This window comes from Streptomyces cinnamoneus (genome assembly GCF_014650495.1).
In the GTDB taxonomy this organism is placed as follows: Bacteria; Actinomycetota; Actinomycetes; order Streptomycetales; family Streptomycetaceae; genus Streptomyces; species Streptomyces cinnamoneus.
On sequence record NZ_BMVB01000009.1, the window covers coordinates 87,941 to 104,475 of the forward strand.

General features: G+C 72.7%; 14 protein-coding genes. 10 read left to right on the top strand and 4 right to left on the bottom strand.

The features are described 5' to 3' along the window. Positions 1-362: 362 nt before the first annotated feature. The 5 genes from IE182_RS15685 to IE182_RS15705 all read left to right on the top strand — a co-directional run bounded on the left by IE182_RS15685 (position 363) and on the right by IE182_RS15705 (position 4,795). Entirely contained in the window at positions 363-1,526 is a 1,164-nt protein-coding gene (locus tag IE182_RS15685) for a sensor histidine kinase (protein WP_229844847.1), read from the top strand. After that, a complete protein-coding gene (locus tag IE182_RS15690) occupies positions 1,523-2,245 on the top strand; it encodes a response regulator (protein WP_190110426.1) in 723 nt (240 codons plus the stop codon). Before IE182_RS15685 ends, IE182_RS15690 begins: the two co-directional genes overlap by 4 nt. Before the next feature lie 95 nt (positions 2,246-2,340). Then, a complete protein-coding gene (locus IE182_RS15695; protein ID WP_229844848.1) occupies positions 2,341-2,808 on the top strand; it encodes a DUF485 domain-containing protein in 468 nt (155 codons plus the stop codon). Further along, positions 2,805-4,409 carry a monocarboxylic acid transporter gene (locus IE182_RS15700; RefSeq protein WP_190110427.1) on the top strand — a complete coding sequence of 535 codons (1,605 nt, stop codon included), beginning with the start codon at positions 2,805-2,807 and terminating at the stop codon, positions 4,407-4,409. Before IE182_RS15695 ends, IE182_RS15700 begins: the two co-directional genes overlap by 4 nt. Before the next feature lie 113 nt (positions 4,410-4,522). Beyond that, entirely contained in the window at positions 4,523-4,795 is a 273-nt protein-coding gene (locus IE182_RS15705) for a Kazal-type serine protease inhibitor family protein (protein ID WP_190110428.1), read from the top strand. Between the two features lie 19 nt (positions 4,796-4,814). Here IE182_RS15705 and IE182_RS15710 read toward each other — a convergent pair whose 3' ends face one another. Both IE182_RS15710 and IE182_RS15715 read right to left on the bottom strand, forming a co-directional pair. Continuing rightward, the gene (locus IE182_RS15710) at positions 4,815-5,492 is read right to left on the bottom strand and encodes a response regulator (RefSeq protein WP_190110429.1); all 678 of its coding nucleotides are present in this window, start codon (positions 5,490-5,492) and stop codon (positions 4,815-4,817) included. Continuing rightward, positions 5,489-7,123, bottom strand: a complete 1,635-nt coding sequence (locus IE182_RS15715) for a sensor histidine kinase (RefSeq protein ID WP_190110430.1) — start codon at positions 7,121-7,123, stop codon at positions 5,489-5,491. Before IE182_RS15715 ends, IE182_RS15710 begins: the two co-directional genes overlap by 4 nt. Positions 7,124-7,457: 334 nt before the next feature. Here IE182_RS15715 and IE182_RS15720 point away from each other — a divergent pair, with 334 nt between their 5' ends. From IE182_RS15720 to IE182_RS15730, 3 genes are all read left to right on the top strand, one after another. Next, positions 7,458-8,312: an ABC transporter ATP-binding protein gene (locus tag IE182_RS15720; protein ID WP_190110431.1), complete on the top strand. Its 855-nt coding sequence runs from the start codon at positions 7,458-7,460 to the stop codon at positions 8,310-8,312. Further along, complete coding sequence (locus IE182_RS15725; RefSeq protein ID WP_190110432.1) at positions 8,302-9,171, top strand: ABC transporter permease; 870 nt, start codon at positions 8,302-8,304, stop codon at positions 9,169-9,171. The genes IE182_RS15720 and IE182_RS15725 overlap by 11 nt, the downstream gene beginning before the upstream one ends. Before the next feature lie 67 nt (positions 9,172-9,238). Beyond that, complete coding sequence (locus tag IE182_RS15730) at positions 9,239-10,291, top strand: ABC transporter substrate-binding protein (RefSeq protein WP_190110433.1); 1,053 nt, start codon at positions 9,239-9,241, stop codon at positions 10,289-10,291. Positions 10,292-10,314: 23 nt separating this feature from the next. On the opposite strand, the gene IE182_RS15735 is transcribed toward IE182_RS15730, so the two are convergent. Next, positions 10,315-11,220: a ferredoxin family protein gene (locus IE182_RS15735; protein ID WP_190110434.1), complete on the bottom strand. Its 906-nt coding sequence runs from the start codon at positions 11,218-11,220 to the stop codon at positions 10,315-10,317. Between the two features lie 147 nt (positions 11,221-11,367). Between IE182_RS15735 and IE182_RS15740 the strand changes: the two genes are divergently transcribed. Then, positions 11,368-12,417, top strand: a complete 1,050-nt coding sequence (locus IE182_RS15740) for a CobW family GTP-binding protein (protein WP_190110435.1) — start codon at positions 11,368-11,370, stop codon at positions 12,415-12,417. 57 nt (positions 12,418-12,474) lie between these two features. On the opposite strand, the gene IE182_RS15745 is transcribed toward IE182_RS15740, so the two are convergent. Further along, complete coding sequence (locus IE182_RS15745; RefSeq protein WP_190110436.1) at positions 12,475-14,934, bottom strand: DNA gyrase/topoisomerase IV subunit A; 2,460 nt, start codon at positions 14,932-14,934, stop codon at positions 12,475-12,477. Between the two features lie 222 nt (positions 14,935-15,156). On the opposite strand from IE182_RS15745, the gene IE182_RS15750 reads away from it, so the two are divergent. Continuing rightward, positions 15,157-16,506, top strand: coding sequence for a M16 family metallopeptidase (locus IE182_RS15750; RefSeq protein WP_190110562.1), 1,350 nt, complete (start codon positions 15,157-15,159; stop codon positions 16,504-16,506). The last annotated feature ends 29 nt before the right edge of the window (positions 16,507-16,535 follow it).

Sequence of the window (16,535 nt, forward strand, 5' to 3'; positions counted from 1 at the left end):
CCCCGGATCCACCCGTGCTCCGATCCGCGCCGGGAGCCGACTCCGTAGCGTCGTATGCGTTGGTCATCCCCGCGCATCCGCGGTCCGCCCGCGCTCTTACGGAGGCACTCCCATGTCCGGTCCTTCCGGTCTGCTGTCCGGTCCGCTCGACGCCGCGGTCGTCGTCGCCGTCTGCGCCCCCGTGGCGTGGACCACTCGAATGACGCGGACCACTCGCATATGGACCACGCGAATACGGACCGACGCCTCAGGGGCGGTGTGGGCCCGGGCCGGGGTGGTGGTCCACCGGGCCCGGGGGATCCGCCCGGCGTACCGTGTCCCTGCCGGTGCCTGAGCCCGACGTGCCGGGGGAAGGACCGCTCGTGCCGTTCGAGACCTGGACCGAGTGGCCTGCCCGCGAAGCGCTCGTCAACGTGGGGGTGCCCCGGCGCCGGCAGGCGATGTCCTGGGTGGTGCGGACCGTCCTGGTCGGGCTCTTCCTGTGGAACGTGCTCCGGGAGGGCGCCTTCGACGGGTGGGGGTACGCCGCCCTGGGGGCGGGGTTCCTGCTCTGTGCGGCCGCGGTCCGGCGCTGGTACTCCTCGACGCTCGACCAGCGGCTGTGGCTCTCGGTGGGGCTGCTGGGGGTCCTGGCGGCGGTGGGGGCCGTTGCCGAGCTCGCCGGCGTGCATGCGGCGGCCGCGGGGCTGTGGTGCGTGGCGGGTGCGCTGGCGGTGGAGCGGCTTCCGCTCGGACCGGGGCTGGCCGTCGCCGCTGTCTGCATGGGGGCGTACGTCCTGGCGGGCGTGGACCGCTCGGTGACGACGGCCGGGACGGTGGGCGGCGTCCTGCTCATCGGGTACGCGCTGAGGCTGGACGAGGAGGCGCGGGGGGCCGGGTTCCGGCTGCTGGCCCAGGAGCGGGCGGCCCGGCAGGCGGAGGCGGAGTCGGCGGCGCTCGCCGAGCGGGCGCGCATCGCCCGGGAGATCCACGACGTGCTCGCGCACAGCCTCTCCGCCCAGCTGGTGCACCTGGAGGCCGCGCGGCTGCTGATCGAGAGCGGTGCGGAGCGGCAGCAGGTCCTGGAGCGGGTGGCGGCGGCCCGGGGGATGGCCCGCGAGGGCCTGGCCGAGACCCGGCAGGCGCTCTCCGCGCTGCGCGGGGAGCTGACGCACGCGGAGGACTTCCTGCGGGAAGCGGCGGCCTCGCAGGGGGCGCGGCTGGAGGTGACGGGGGAGCCGCGCCGGCTGTCCGCCGAGGCCGGACTCGCCGTGCGGAGGGTCGCACAGGAGGCGCTGACCAACGTGCGCAAGCACGCTCCGGGCGCACGGGTGGAGATGGGATTCGCCTATCTGGTGGGGGAGGTGGAGTTGTGGGTGCGGGACAGCGGCGCACACGGGACCGTCGGAGGGCTGGCGGTCTCCGGCGCCGGGTACGGTCTGCTGGGGATGCGCGAGCGCGCCGAGCTGCTGGGCGGCACGCTGGAGGCCGGGCCGGCCGGGCCCGATGAGGAGGGTTTCGTGGTGCGTCTGCGGGTGCCTGCGTGACGGGCGGTACGGACGGCGGGGGAGCGGGCCGGAGGGCGGCGCGCGTGGTCGTCGCCGACGACCAGACCGTGGTGCGCGAGGGCATCGTGATGCTGCTGGGGCTGTTGCCGGGCATTGAGGTCGTGGGGGCGGCAGCCGACGGTCTGGAGGCGGTGCGCCTGGTCGCCGAGAAGGCCCCGGACGTGGTGCTGATGGACCTGCGGATGCCGCGGTGCGACGGGGTGGAGGCGACGCGGCGGATCCGGGCCGAGCATCCGGCCACCCAGGTGGTGGTGCTCACCACCTTCGGCGACGACGACTCCCTCTTCCCCGCCCTGCAGGCCGGTGCGCGGGGCTACCTCACCAAGGACGCCGGTGGGGAGGAGATCGTCCGGGCGGTGGAGCATGTGATGTCCGGGCAGGCCGGGCTGTCGCCGAAGGTGCAACTGCGGCTTCTGGAGCGGCTCTCCGCCGAAGGCGATCCGCGCCCGGCCGCCGGGCCCGTGGCCCCCGGCGAGCTGCCGGACGGGCTCACGGCCCGGGAGGCGGAGGTGCTCGCGCTCGTGGCCGAGGGCATGACGAACGCCGAGATCGCCCGCCGCCTGCACGTGAGCACGGCGACGGTGAAGACGCACATCAACAACCTGTTCGCCAAGACGGGGGTCCGTGACCGGGCGCAGGCCGTGCGGTACGCCTTCCGGTACGGCATCGCCCGGCCTCCCGGGGCGCCCATCACCTGATGGGGTGAACGTCCGCTGGTGCGACGGGCTGGATCTTTCCGGTCTGTCCATTCTTGGGCACGCGGCCAACGGGGTCGGCGACCAAGGAGAGTTCTGTGAGAGACAGCGACGGGCGCGTTGCCGTAACGGTTCAGCGGACGGCCGGGGGCGAGCCCGCACGCGATGCGGCAGGGATCTACCGCGAGGTCCAGCGCAGCCCCGCCTTCCGGGAAGTGCGCCGCCGCTACCGCCGGTTCGCCTTCCCCGTCACGGTCGCGTTCCTCGGCTGGTACCTGGCGTACGTGCTGGCGGCGATCGCGGCGCCGGAGACGATGGCCCGTCCCGTGGCGGGAGCGCTCAACGTCGCCATGGTCGCCGGGCTCGCGCAGTTCGCCACCGCCTTCCTGCTCACCTGGGCCTATGCCCGCCACGCCCGGCTGCACCGCGACCCCGCCGCCCGGGAGCTGCGCTGGGCGGTCGCCGTGAAGACGCTGCAGGGCGACGCGCGGTCGCAGCGGCGCGCGATCACGGCCGGGCCGGCGCGTGACGCCCGGGCGGTGCGGGGGCCGGGTGAGCTCCGTTGACCGGGGCCCACCAGGGCCTGGCGCCGGCCCTCTTCACCGCCTTCGTCCTGACCGCCCTCGCCATCGCCGCCTGGGCCGGGCGCCAACGCCGTGGCTCCACCGAGGAGTTCTACGCGGGCGGCCGCCTGTTCTCCCCCCTGGAGAACGGTTTCGCCATCGCCGGCGACTACCTGTCCGCCGCCTCCTTCCTCGGCATCTCCGGCCTCATCGCCCTCTACGGCTACGACGGAATGCTCTACTCCGTAGGCTTCCTCGTCGCCTGGCTCGTCGTGCTGTTCCTCGTCGCCGAACTGGTCCGCAACTGCGGCCGGTTCACCCTCGCCGACGTCCTGGCGGCCCGGCTGCGCGAGCGTCCGGTCCGCATCGCCGCCGGCTTCTCCTCCCTCACCGTCTCCGTCCTCTACCTCGTCGCCCAGATGGTCGGCGCGGGCAGCCTGGTGGCCCTGCTGCTCGGCGGCACCGGCGACCGGGCCCGTGGCTGGACGGTGGTCGTCGTCGGGGCGCTGATGGTCGTCTACGTCACGCTGGGCGGGATGCGGGCCACCACCTGGATCCAGATCGTCAAGGCCGTGCTGCTCATGGGCGGCACGGTCGTGCTGACCGTCCTCGTGCTCGTCCGCTTCCACGGCGACGTCTCCGCCCTGCTCACCACGGCCGCGGACCGCAGCGGGCAGGGCCGGGCCTTCCTCGCCCCCGGCCTGAGGTACGGCCACGACCTCACCTCCCGGCTGGACTTCATCAGCCTCGGCCTCGCCCTCGTCCTCGGCACCGCCGGGCTGCCGCACATCCTCGCCCGCTTCTCCACCGTGCCCACCGCCCGCGCCGCACGCCGGTCCGTCATCTGGGCCATCGCCCTCATCGGCGGCTTCTACCTGATGACCATCGTGCTCGGCTTCGGCGCCGCGGCGGTGCTCGGCAGCGACGCCGTGCGCGCCTCCAGCCCGGCCGGGAACACGGCCGTGCCCCTCCTCGCCCTCGACCTGGGCGGCGGCGCCGGCTCCACGGGAGGAACGATCCTCTTCGCCGTCGTCGCGGCCGTCGCCTTCGCCACCATCCTCGCCGTCGTCGCGGGCGTCACCCTGGCCTCCTCCGCCTCGGTCGCCCACGACCTCTGCGCGACGCTCGGCCGGCGTACGGGCCGTGCGCGCCGCGGGCCCCGCGGCGAGGTCGCCGTCGCCCGCGCCGCGGCGGCCGGCACCGGCGCGGTCGCCATCGGCCTCGGGCTGCTCGCCCAGAACCTCAACGTCGCCTTCCTGGTCGGCCTCGCCTTCGCGGTCGCCGCCTCGGCCAACCTCCCCGTCCTGCTCTACTCCCTCTTCTGGGGCCGGTTCACCACGCGCGGCGCGGTCTGGTCCGTCGTCGGCGGGCTGCTCCCGGCCCTCGCGCTCGTGGTCCTCTCCCCGGTCGTCTCCGGTTCCCCGGACGCCCTCTTCCCCGGGCTCGACTTCCGGCTCTTCCCCCTGGAGAACCCCGGACTGGTCTCCGTGCCGCTCGGCTTCCTCGCCGGCTGGCTCGGCACCGTCACCTCACCGGAGCCCGCGGACGCCGCCGGCCACGCCGAGGCCGAGGTGCGCTCCCTCACCGGCGCCGGCGCGGCCTGAGGGGCACGGCACGGCAGTTGGCCGGTTCGGCGGGGCGGAAGACCGCCCACCGCCTTACTGCCCGTGCAGGGCCGGTGGTAGACGTGGGGGACCCGCGAGCGAAGGAGCTCTCCATGCGCAAGCTCGTCGTACCGTTCGCCTCCGTCCTGCTGGCAGGAGCCGCAGGACTCACGTTCAGCGCGCCCGCCGGAGCGGCACAGGCGGCCGGGCAGGTCCCGGTCACCCAGGAGTGCGGGAGGTTCTGTCCCGCCAACTACGACCCCGTCTTCTGCAGATTCTCCGACGGATCCACCGGAAGATTCACCAACCAGTGCTTCGCCGTCGTGCACGCCTGCCAGCGGGGTCTGACCATCCTGTCCTGCCACCGGGTCCCCGGCACGGCCTGAGGCGGCTGACGCACAGGCCCTACCGTCCCGCCCACGCGTAACGGTGCTCGGGGCGGCCCGTCTCGCCGTACCGCAGCGTCAGGCTGAGCCTTCCCGACTCCTCCAGGCGTTTGAGGTACCGCTGGGCCGTCGAGCGGCTCAGCCCCGAGCGCTCCGCCACCTCGTGCGCCGACAGCGGCCGTGCGGCGTCCGAGAGGACCCGCCGTATCAGGTCCGCGGTCGGGGCCGAGTGCCCCTTGGGCAGGGGCGCGGTGGCCGAGGCGGTGCGCAGCGCGCCGAAGATCCGGTCCACCTGGTCCTGCTCCGCCTCCTCGGCCCCCTCGAACGTGCGGCGCAGCCGCGCGTAGGCGTCGAGCTTCGCCCGCATTCCGGCGAAGGAGAACGGCTTGACCAGGTACTGCAGGGCGCCGTAACGCATCGCCGTGCGGACCGTGGCGATGTCCCGGGCAGCGGTGACCATGATGACGTCCGTGTGGTGGCCCAGCTGCCGGATGCGGCGCACCAGCGACAGCCCCGTCTCGTCCGGCAGGTAGTGGTCGAGCAGCACGAGGTCGATGCCGCCGCGCTCCAGCAGGGCCAGTGCCTGCGCCGCGTTGTGGGCCGTCGCCCGGACGCGGAAGCCCGGCACCTTCGCCACGTACGCGGCGTTGATCTCGGCGACACGGAAGTCGTCGTCCACGACCAGGACCTCGATCATCGGTTCACTCCTTCGAGGGATCGCACCGCACCCGGCGGCCCGGCCTGCGGATGCAGCGCCTCCGGCAGCTCCACGGTGAACACTGCGCCCCCGCCGTCGCGTTCACCGACCCGGGCCGAGCCGCCGTACCGTTCGGCGAGCCGCCTCACGAGCGAGAGGCCCAGGCCCCGGGGCCGGTTCGGGGCCGCCTCCTTGGTGGACCAGCCGTCGGCGAAGACCAGCTCGCGGGCCGCGGCGGGCACGCCCGGCCCGTTGTCCGCGACGCTCATCACGACCGTCGCGCCGGTCACCCGCACGTCGACCTCCACGAACGCCTCCGCCCGGTGCCCGCCGGCCGCGTCCAGCGCGTTGTCGACGAGGTTGCCGAGCACCGTGACCAGGTCCCGGGGGTCCACCACCCGCCCCGGGAGACGCGTCCCGCCGCTCACGCGCAGCGCCACCCCGCGCTCCGCCGCGACCGCGCTCTTGCCCACCAGCAGGGCGCTGACCAGTGGCTCGTGCACCCGCTCGGTCACCTGCTCGGCGGTGGCCCGGTGCGCGCCCGTCACCTCGGCCACGAAGTCCACGGCCTCCTCGTACAGCCCGAGCTCCAGCAGTCCGACGATGGTGTGCAGCCGGTTGGCGTGCTCGTGGTCCTGGGCCCGCAGCGCCTCGGTCAGCCCGCGGGTGCCGTCCAGCTCCCGGCCGAGCTGTTCCAGCTCCGTACGGTCGCGCAGCGTGGCCACCGCACCGCCGTCGGCGGTGCCCATCCGGTTGGCGACGAGCACCCGCCCGTCCCGGACGGTGAGCAGGTCCGTACCGCTCACGCGCCCCGTCAGGACGTCGGCGGTCCGGCCGGGCGGCAGCACGGCGTCCAGCGGCCGGCCGATGGCGTCCGGCCCGAGGCCGAGCAGCCGCTGCGCCTCGTCGTTGACCAGGCGCACCCGGCCGCGCCGGTCGAGCGCGACGACGCCCTCGCGGATGCCGTGCAGGATCGCCTCCCGCTCGTCGAGCAGGGCGGAGATCTCGGAGAGTTCGATGCCGTGGGTGCGCTTGCGCAGCCGCCAGGAGAGGGCGAACGCGGCCAGGGCGCCGGCACCGAGCGCGGCACCGGCGTACGTCAGGAGGCCGGGCAGGGCGTGCAGCAGGACGTCGCGCACGTCGTCGTAGGCGATGCCGACGGAGACGGCGCCGACGATGGCGCCCTCGGTGTCGCGCAGCGGCACCTTGCCGCGGGCCGAGCGGCCGAGGGTGCCGTTCTCGATGCCCGTCCACTCGTGTCCGGTCAGGGCCGGGCCCGGATCGGTGCTGACGTGCCGGCCGATCTGGCCGGGGGTGGTGTGGGAGTAGCGGATGCCGCGGGTGTCGACCACCACGACGTAACTGGCCTCCGTGGCCAGGCGGATGCGTTCGGCGGCGGCCTGGACCGGGCCGTCGGGGTCGGGGCGGCCGGCGAGCACGGCGTGGGCGATGCCGGGTTGCGCGGCGGTGGCCTGGGCGATGGCCAGCGCCCGGTGCTCGGCCTGCTCGTCGAGCTGGGCGCCGAGGGGCCTCAGGAACAGGCCGGCGGTGAGCGCGGTGACGCCCGTGGTGATCAGGAGCTGGACCGAGAGGACCTGCGCGAAGACGCGGCGGGGCCACCGGAGGCGCATGCGTGTCCCTTTCGTCCTGCGGTCCGTCGTCCGGTCGTCCGGTCCGGCGGGCATGTCCTGGTGATCGGCGCGACCGAGATCACTGCCGTGGACATGCATGTCATCGATGCATACCGAACGTAGCCGGACGATGGCCTCTTGTGTCGCCCCCGTGTCACTTTTGTTGTTCTATCGCGAGCAAAACGAGCAGAACAGGCTTCGCGCACTCAAGTCGCACAGCGCACACAAGACTGCCCATGTGGCGCACGCCACTCCTAACCTCCAGCACCGGCCGCCCCGCACGGGACGGCTGGGCAGGCCGGCCCCTGAACATCCCGGCAGCGGAGGCGGACGCATGAACCACGACACCCCACCCGGCACCCCGCCCGACGGCGCCCCGGCGATCGAACTGCGCGGCGCGGGCAAGACGTTCCGCACCCCCTCGGGCGCGGCGCACACGGCCGTCCGCGATCTCGACCTGACCGTCGCCCAGGGCGAGTTCGCCGCCGTCGTCGGCCCGACCGGATGCGGCAAGTCCACCACGCTCACGCTGGTCAGCGGCCTGGAGGAGCCCACGGAAGGCGACGTATTGGTCGGCGGCGAGGCGGTGACCGGCATCCGGCCCGAGGTCGGGTTCGTCTTCCAGCAGGACGCGGTCTTCCCCTGGCGGACGGTGCTGTCCAACGTGATGGCCGGGCCGCGCTTCCGCGGGGTGGCGAAGGCCGAGGCGCGCGAGCGGGCCCGCGACTGGCTCGGCCGGGTGGGCCTCGCGGCCTTCGAGGACCGCTACCCGCACCAGCTCTCCGGAGGGCAGCGCAAGCGGGTGGCGCTCGCGCAGACCTTCGTCAACGACCCGGCGATCCTGCTGATGGACGAGCCCTTCTCGGCGCTCGACGTGCAGACCCGGGCGCTGATGTCGGACGAGCTGCTGGAGCTGTGGAGCGCCTCGCGGGCCGACGGCAGGAAGGCGTCCGTCGTCTTCGTCACCCATGACCTGGAAGAGGCCATCGCGCTGGCCGACAAGGTCGTGGTGATGACGGCCGGGCCGGCCACCGTCAAGCAGGTCTTCCCCATCGACCTGCCCCGGCCGCGCAAGGTCGAATCCGTCCGGCTGGAGCCGGAGTTCATCGAGATCTACCGGGAGATCTGGTCCTCCCTCGGCGAGGAAGTCCGCATCACCCGCGAGAGGGGTGCCTCCCATGTCGCCTGAATCCCTCACCGCCACCGTCGTGGCCGAAAAGCGCGCCCCGGGGCGCACGGAAGCACGCGCCCGCGCGGCGCGCAACCGCCGGCTCGTGGTCCTCGGCGCCCGTGTCCTGGTGTTCGTCGCCCTGGTCACCGCCTGGGAAGTCATGGCGCGCACCGAGGTCATCGACACCTTCAACTTCTCGATGCCGTCGGAGATCTGGGACCAGATCGTCCAGTGGACGCTGCACGGCACCCCGCAGGGGCCGCTCGGGGAACAGATCTGGGCCACGCTCTACGAGGCTCTGCTCGGCTGGGTCATCGGCGTGGCGGCCGGCGTGGTCCTGGGCATCGTGCTCGGCCGCGTGCCCTTCCTCGCCGACGTCTTCGGTCCGTACATCAAGGTCCTCAACGCGCTGCCGCGGATCGTCCTCGCGCCGATCTTCCTGATCTGGTTCGGCCTCGGGCCCGCCTCCAAGGTCGCCTCGGCCGTGGTGCTGGTCTTCTTCCCCGTCTTCTTCAACGCTTTCCAGGGCGCCCGCGAGGTCGACCGCAACCTCGTCGCCAACGCGCGCATCCTGGGCGCGAGCCACCGCCGGGTGACGCTGCAGGTCGTCATCCCCGCCGCCACCTCGTGGATCTTCACCAGCCTGCACGTCAGCTTCGGCTTCGCCCTCATCGGCGCGATCGTCGGCGAGTACCTCGGCGCGGCGAAGGGCATCGGTCTGCTCGTCTCCCAGTCGCAGGGCACCTTCAACTCCGCCGGCGTCTACGCGGCGATGGTCATCCTCGCCGTCGTCGCCCTCCTCGCCGAAGGACTGCTGACCTTCGCCGAGAAGCGGCTCTTCCGCTGGAAGCCCGGCGGGCCCGGCAGCGAGCGCTGACCCGCCCGGCGATCCCCACCTTCCTCCACCCCTCTCCACCCCCCGACTTCACCGTAAGGAACGGATCATGCGTACGTTCGGCAAGAGCGCCAAGGTCTCCGCGATGGCCGTCGCGGGAGTGATGTGCCTGTCCCTGACCGGTTGTGCCGACGACTCCTCGGCGAACAAGCAGGACAGCGAATCGCTCAAGGGCGACACCGTCAAGATCATGGTCGGCGGCCTGGACAAGGTCATCTACCTGCCGGCGGTGCTCACCCAGCGCCTGGGCTACTTCCGGGAGGAGGGCGTGGCGGTCAAGCTCCTGAGCGAGCCGGCCGGTGTGCAGGCCACCACCTCGCTGGTCTCCGGCGACGTCCAGGGCGTCGTCGGCTTCTACGACCACACGCTCGACCTGCAGGCCAAGGGCAAGCAGGTCGAGTCCGTCGTCCAGCTCGCCCAGACGCCCGGGGAGGTGGAGATCGTCTCCAAGCAGGCCGCCTCCGGCCTGGCCTCCCCGAAGGACTTCAAGGGCAAGAAGCTCGGCGTCACGGGCCTCGGCTCGTCCACCGACTTCCTCACCAAGTACCTGGCGGTCAAGAACGGCGTGCAGGTCAGCGACTTCACCCCGGTGGCCGTCGGCGCCGGGCAGACGTTCATCTCCGCCCTGGAGAAGGGAGCCATCGACGGCGGCATGACCACCGACCCGACCGTCGCCCAGGTCCTCGCCAAGGACCTCGGCAAGGTGATCGTCGACATGCGCACCCCGGAGGGCTCCCGGGCGGCGCTCGGCGGGCTCTACCCCGCGTCGAGCCTGTACATGAACACCGATTGGGTCGACACCCACAAGGAGACCGTGCAGAAGCTCGCCAACGCCATGGTCAAGACCCTGAAGTGGATGTCGGAGCACACGCCCGAGGAGATCGCCGCCCAGATGCCGGCCGACTACGCCAAGGGCGGCAAGGAGCAGTACGCCAAGGCGATCGAGAGCACCCTGCCCATGTTCACCAAGGACGGCGTGATGCCCGCCGACGGGCCGAAGACGGTCCTGGAGGTCCTCAAGTCCTTCAACCCCACCCTGAAGAACGCCTCCGTGGACCTCAAGAAGACCTACACCACCGAGTTCGTGGAGAAGGTCGGCTGACGCGGCTCGCCCGGCGGCCGTGCTCAGGCCGCCACGGCGATGGCGACGACGTCCATGCGGGCCGGCGTGCCGAGCGCCTTGCCGCAGCTCTCCGGCCGGGGCGGCTCGGCCGCTCCCTGCTCGACCAGGACCGTCCAGGCGCGCCCGTCGGCGTGCGCGACGGTCACGGTCCAGCGGGGCGCCGCGCCCTCGGTCGCGGTGACGTCCAGGGCGTCGGCGTCCTCCTCGCCGGTCAGCGCCCGCACCGCCAGCTCGGCGGCCTGGCCGGGGCGGTCCCAGGCCGAGCGGCCGCGGCAGTTGCGGGTCACGACGCGGCCGTGGCGCGCGGCTTCGAGCGCCTCCTTGACGGCGTGCGCGGTGGCCCGCCCGTAGGCGTAGCCGTAGGGCAGGACGACCAGCGTCGGCGCGAAGCGGTGACCACCTATGTGGGTGACCTCCCAGATCTCGGTGCCGCCCGCGGCGGTCAGCTCGGCGGCGAGGGGGCGGCCCAGCAGCGCGCAGCAGCGGTCGCGCTTGCCGTTGGTGCAGACGAGGGCCAGCGGGTCACCGTCGTACGCCTCCCACAGCCCGGCGTGCTCGCCGGCCCCCAGCGCCGCCAGGTCCAGCTCCAGCAGCTCCGCGGGGTCGGTGAGCAGGGTCGTACGGATCCAGGAGCGGCCCGGCGCGGTGTGCGCGACGAAGACCTGCTGGGTCGTGGGCTCGTGGCAGTCGGCGTGCCGCCCGGGGCGGCGGATCAGTGCGATCCGGACGCCGGTGCCCGCGGCCGCCGCGTCCAGGGCACGGCCGGCGGCGGGGTCCAGGTGGCTGGCGGTGAGCGCGTCGGCACCCCACGGGCCGGGCTGCTCGATCAGCAGCCACGTCCGCGCGGTCGCGGCGGTGCCGGCCAGGGGCTCGGTCAACTGGCGGGAGGCGGTCGCGCACGTGCTCACATAGGCAAGCCTAACCTGAGCCTGTCCGGGGCGGCACAGGGAGCCCGGTGGCCCCGGTGGCCCCGCTGGCCCCGGCCGGCACGTGCGGTCCCCTCCTATCCTGGGGCGGGTGAGCGAACCCGCCCGACTCATGATGGAGACGCCCCCTTGGCCAAGCGACAGATCCCGGTCATCGTCCTCGCCGGCTTCCTCGGGTCCGGCAAGACGACCCTGCTCAACCACCTGCTCTCCCGCAGCGGCGGCAGCCGGATCGGGGCCGTCGTCAACGACTTCGGCAGCATCGAGATCGATGCGATGAGCGTGGCCGGCCAGGTCGACTCCATGGTCTCGCTGGGCAACGGCTGTCTGTGCTGTGCCGTGGACACCAGCGAGCTCGACGGCTTCCTGGACCGGCTGGCGCGGCCCGCGGCCCGCATCGACGTCATCGTCATCGAGGCCAGCGGCCTGGCCGAGCCCCAGGAACTCATCCGGATGATCCTGGCCAGCGACAACAAGAACATCGTCTACGGCGGGCTCGTCGAGGTGATCGACGCGGCCGAGTTCTCCGGCACGCGCGCCCGGCACCCGGAGCTCGACCGGCACGTGGGCATCGCCGACCTCGTGGTCCTCAACAAGGCCGACCGGATCGGGGACGCGGCGCGCGAGGGCCTGCTCGCCACCCTTGCGGAGCTCGCGCCGGGCACGCCCGTCGTCCCGGCGTCGTACGGGCGCATCGACCCGGAGCTGCTCTTCGACCGCAAGCCCCGCGAGGAGCGCAACGAGGCGATCCTGCAGTTGTCCTTCGAGGACCTGTGCGCGGCGGACGAGGAGGACGGCCACGACGGGCACGGCCACGGCGGGCACCTGCACGCGGCCTACGAGAGCGTGGAATTCATATCCGACGAGCCGATGCACCCGCGCCGTCTGATGGACTTCCTCGACCGCCGGCCCGAGGGCCTCTACCGCATCAAGGGCTTCGTCCACTTCGGCGTCGCCGGGCACCGCAACAAGTTCACCGTCCACGCCGTCGGCGACTTCCTGCGGTTCTACCGTTCGGCGTGGACGCGCTCGGAGCGGCGTGCCACCCAGCTCGTCATGATCGGCAGCGGGATCGATGCCGCAGCACTGCGGGCCGGGCTCGAAGCCTGCCGCGACACCGCACCGCAGGACACCGACGAGCACAGCATGTGGGGTGTCCTGCGGTACGCGCAGTCCTGAACCGGCCGTGACGGGCCGGCCCAGGACCGCGCGGTCCTGGGCCGGCCTGCCGGCCTGCTACACCGGCCCGGCGACCACGGCCACCGGCTTCGCCAGGGGTGTGCCGGAGCCGTCGCGGCGCGGGTCGGGCTCCGGCAGCGGAACGGGCGTGCCGTTCGCGGCCGCGGCGCGTGCCGGGGCGGCTCCCGCCCAGGCCAGCACCAGGCAGTCCTCGCCCTTCAGGAAGCGCTGGCAACGCACGCCGCCCGTCGCCCGGCCCTTGCGCGGGTACTGGTCGAACGGCGTCAGCTTGGCCGTCGCCTCCGAGACCGTCCCCGGCAGGCCGCCCCGGACGCCGGCCACCGTGAGGACCACCGCGTCCTCGGCGGGGTCGGCGGCCGTGAACGAGATGACCTTGGCACCCGCCGACAGCTTGATGCCGGCCATGCCGCCCGCGGCCCGCCCCTGCGGCCGGACCTGCGCGGCCTGGTACCGCAGCAGCTGGGCGTCGTCCGTGATGAAGACCAGGTCCTCCTCACCCGTCCGCAGCTCGACCGCGCCGACGATGCTGTCACCGTCCTTGAGGGAGATGACCTCCAGCTCGTCCTTGTTGGCCGGGTAGTCGGGGACCACGCGCTTGACGACGCCCTGCTCGGTGCCGATCGCCAGACCCGGCGAGGACTCGTCCAGCGTGGTCAGGCAGACCAGGCGCTCGCCGTCCGCCAGGGACAGGAACTCCGACACCGGAGCGCCGCCGGCCAGGTTCGGGGCGGACGCCGTCTCCGGGAGCTGCGGCAGGTCGATCACCCTCAGCCGCAGCAGCCGCCCGGCCGAGGTCACCGCGCCCACCTCGCCGAGGGCCGTGGCCGGGACGGCCGAGACGATCACGTCGTGCTTCACGCGCTTGGTCTCGCCCGTGCCCGGCGGGAACGGCTCGCCGCCGGCCGTACGGGCCAGCAGGCCGGTGGAGGAGAGCAGCACCCGGCACGGGTCGTCCGCCACCTGCAGCGGCACCGCCGACGCCGGGGCGCCCGCCGACTCCAGCAGGACCGTGCGCCGGTCGGTGCCGAACTTCTTGGCCACGTCGGCCAGTTCGGAGGAGACGAGCTTGCGGAGCTCGGTGTCGGACTCCAGGATGCGGGTGAGCTCCTCGATCTCGGACGTGAGCCGGTCGCGCTCCGACTCCAGCTCGATCCGGTCGAACTTCGTCAGGCGGCGGAGCGGGGTGTCCAGGATGTACTGGGTCTGGATCTCCGAGAGCGAGAAGCGCTCCACGAGTGACGCCTTCGCCTCCGCGGCGTTCTCACTCGATCGAATGATTCGGATGACCTCGTCGATGTCGACGAGCGCCACCAGCAGACCCTCGACCAGGTGCAGCCGGTCCTGCCGCTTGCCGCGCCGGAACTCGCTGCGCCGGCGGACCACCTCGAAGCGGTGGTCGACGTAGACCTCCAGCAGCTCCTTCAGGCCCAGCGTCAGGGGCTGGCCGTCGACCAGGGCGACGTTGTTGATGCCGAAGGACTCCTCCATCGGCGTCAGCTTGTAGAGCTGCTCCAGCACGGCCTCGGGGTTGAAGCCGTTCTTGATCTCGATGACCAGGCGCAGGCCGTGGGCGCGGTCGGTGAGGTCCTTGACGTCGGCGATGCCCTGCAGCTTCTTCGAGCCGACCAGGTCCTTGATCTTGGAGACGACCTTCTCCGGGCCCACCGTGAACGGCAGCTCCGTGACCACCAGGCCCTTGCGGCGGGCGCTCACGGTCTCCACGGCGACGGTGGCACGGATCTTGAAGGTGCCGCGGCCCGTCTCGTAGGCGTCCCGGATCCCGCTCAGACCCACGACGCGGCCGCCCGTGGGCAGGTCGGGGCCGGGGATGTACTTCATGAGCGTGTCGAGGTCGGCGCCCGGGTGCCGGATCAGGTGCCGGGCGGCGGCGATCACCTCGCCCAGGTTGTGCGGCGGCATGTTCGTCGCCATGCCCACCGCGATCCCGGACGAGCCGTTGACCAGCAGGTTCGGGTAGGCGGCCGGCAGGGCCACCGGCTCCCGCTCACTGCCGTCGTAGTTCGGCGCGAAATCGACGGTGTCCTCGTCGATCGACTCCGTCATCAGGGACGTCGGCGACGCCATCCGGGCCTCGGTGTAGCGCATGGCCGCGGGCGGGTCGTCGTTGCCGAGGGAGCCGAAGTTCCCGTGCCCGTCGACCAGGGGAAGCCGCATGGAGAAGGGCTGCGCCATGCGCACCAGGGCGTCGTAGATCGAGGCGTCGCCGTGCGGGTGGAGCTTACCCATCACCTCGCCGACGACGCGGGCGCACTTCACGTGGCCCCGGTCCGGCCGCAGGCCCATCTCGTTCATCTGGAAGAGGATGCGGCGCTGGACCGGCTTGAGGCCGTCCCGGGCGTCCGGCAGGGCGCGGGAGTAGATGACCGAGTAGGCGTACTCGAGGAAGGAGCCCTGCATCTCGTCGACGACGTCGATGTCGAGGATCCGCTCCTCGAACTCTTCCGGCGGCGGGGTCTTCGTGCTGCGGCGGGCCATCGCGGCTGCTGCTCCTTCGATCGATGCCGAGGCGGGTACTGACGCCGACCATTGTGGACCGCCCCACTGACAACCCCGACCGCGACCCGTCCCGGGCGTGTACGGCGGGTCGGGAACTTCGCCAGATGTCAGCGCGCTTGCATACAGTGACAGCACTGTTCATCACGCGAGTCGTCGCGAGGCACCGCGAGATCTCAAGAGATCGAAGGGACGTACATGCCCATGGGTCACACGGCCACGCAACAGGCCGGTTCCGGCGGCCTGACAGCGACAGAGCACCGCCTGGCCAATGGCCTGCGGGTCGTGCTCTCCGAGGACCATCTGACCCCGGTCGCGGCCGTCTGCCTCTGGTACGACGTCGGCTCGCGCCACGAGGTCAAGGGCCGCACCGGCCTCGCCCACCTCTTCGAGCACCTGATGTTCCAGGGCTCGGCGCAGGTCAAGGGCAACGGCCACTTCGAGCTGGTGCAGGGCGCCGGCGGTTCCCTCAACGGCACCACCAGCTTCGAGCGCACCAACTACTTCGAGACCATGCCCGCCCACCAGGTGGAGCTGGCGCTGTGGCTGGAAGCCGACCGCATGGGCTCGCTGCTCACCGCGCTCGACGACGAGTCCATGGAGAACCAGCGCGACGTCGTCAAGAACGAGCGTCGCCAGCGCTACGACAACGTGCCCTACGGCACGGCCTTCGAGAAGCTGACGGCCATGGCCTATCCCGAGGGCCACCCGTACCACCACACGCCCATCGGCTCCATGGCCGACCTGGACGCCGCCTCCCTGGAGGACGCGCGCGCCTTCTTCCGCACGTACTACGCGCCGGGCAACGCCGTCCTCGCGGTCGTCGGCGACATCGACCCCGAGCAGACGCTCGCCTGGATCGAGAAGTACTTCGGCTCCATCCCCGCCCACGACGGCAAGCAGCCCCCGCGCGACGGCACTCTGCCCGACACCATCGGCGCGGAGCTGCGCGAGGTCGTCCGCGAGGAGGTGCCCTCCCGCGCCCTGATGGCCGCCTACCGCCTCCCGCACGACGGCACCCGCGAGTCCGACGCCGCCGACCTCGCCCTGACCATCCTCGGCGGCGGCGAGTCCTCCCGCCTGCACAACCGCCTGGTCCGGCACGACCGCACGGCCGTCGCCGCCGGCTTCGGCCTGCTGCGCCTGGCCGGCGCCCCCTCGCTGGGCTGGCTGGACGTCAAGGCGTCCGGCGGCGTCGAGGTGCCCGCCATCGAGGCCGCCGTCGACGAGGAGCTGGCCCGCTTCGCCGTCGAGGGGCCGACCCCGCAGGAGATGGAGCGCGCCCAGGCCCAGCTGGAGCGCGAGTGGCTCGACCGGCTCGCCACCGTCAGCGGCCGGGCCGACGAACTGTGCCGCTTCGCCGTACTGTTCGGCGACCCCCAGCTGGCCCTGACCGCCGTGCAGCGCATCCTGGAGGTCACCCCCGAGGAGGTCCAGGCCGTCGCCAAGGCCCGCCTGCACCCCGGCAACCGCGCCGTGCTGGTGTACGAGCCGACCGCCCCGCAGGACAGCGCCGCCGCCGACCAGAACGAGGAAGAGGAGACGGCCAAGTGAGCGACGCCGTGGCCGCGAGCACCCCGCAG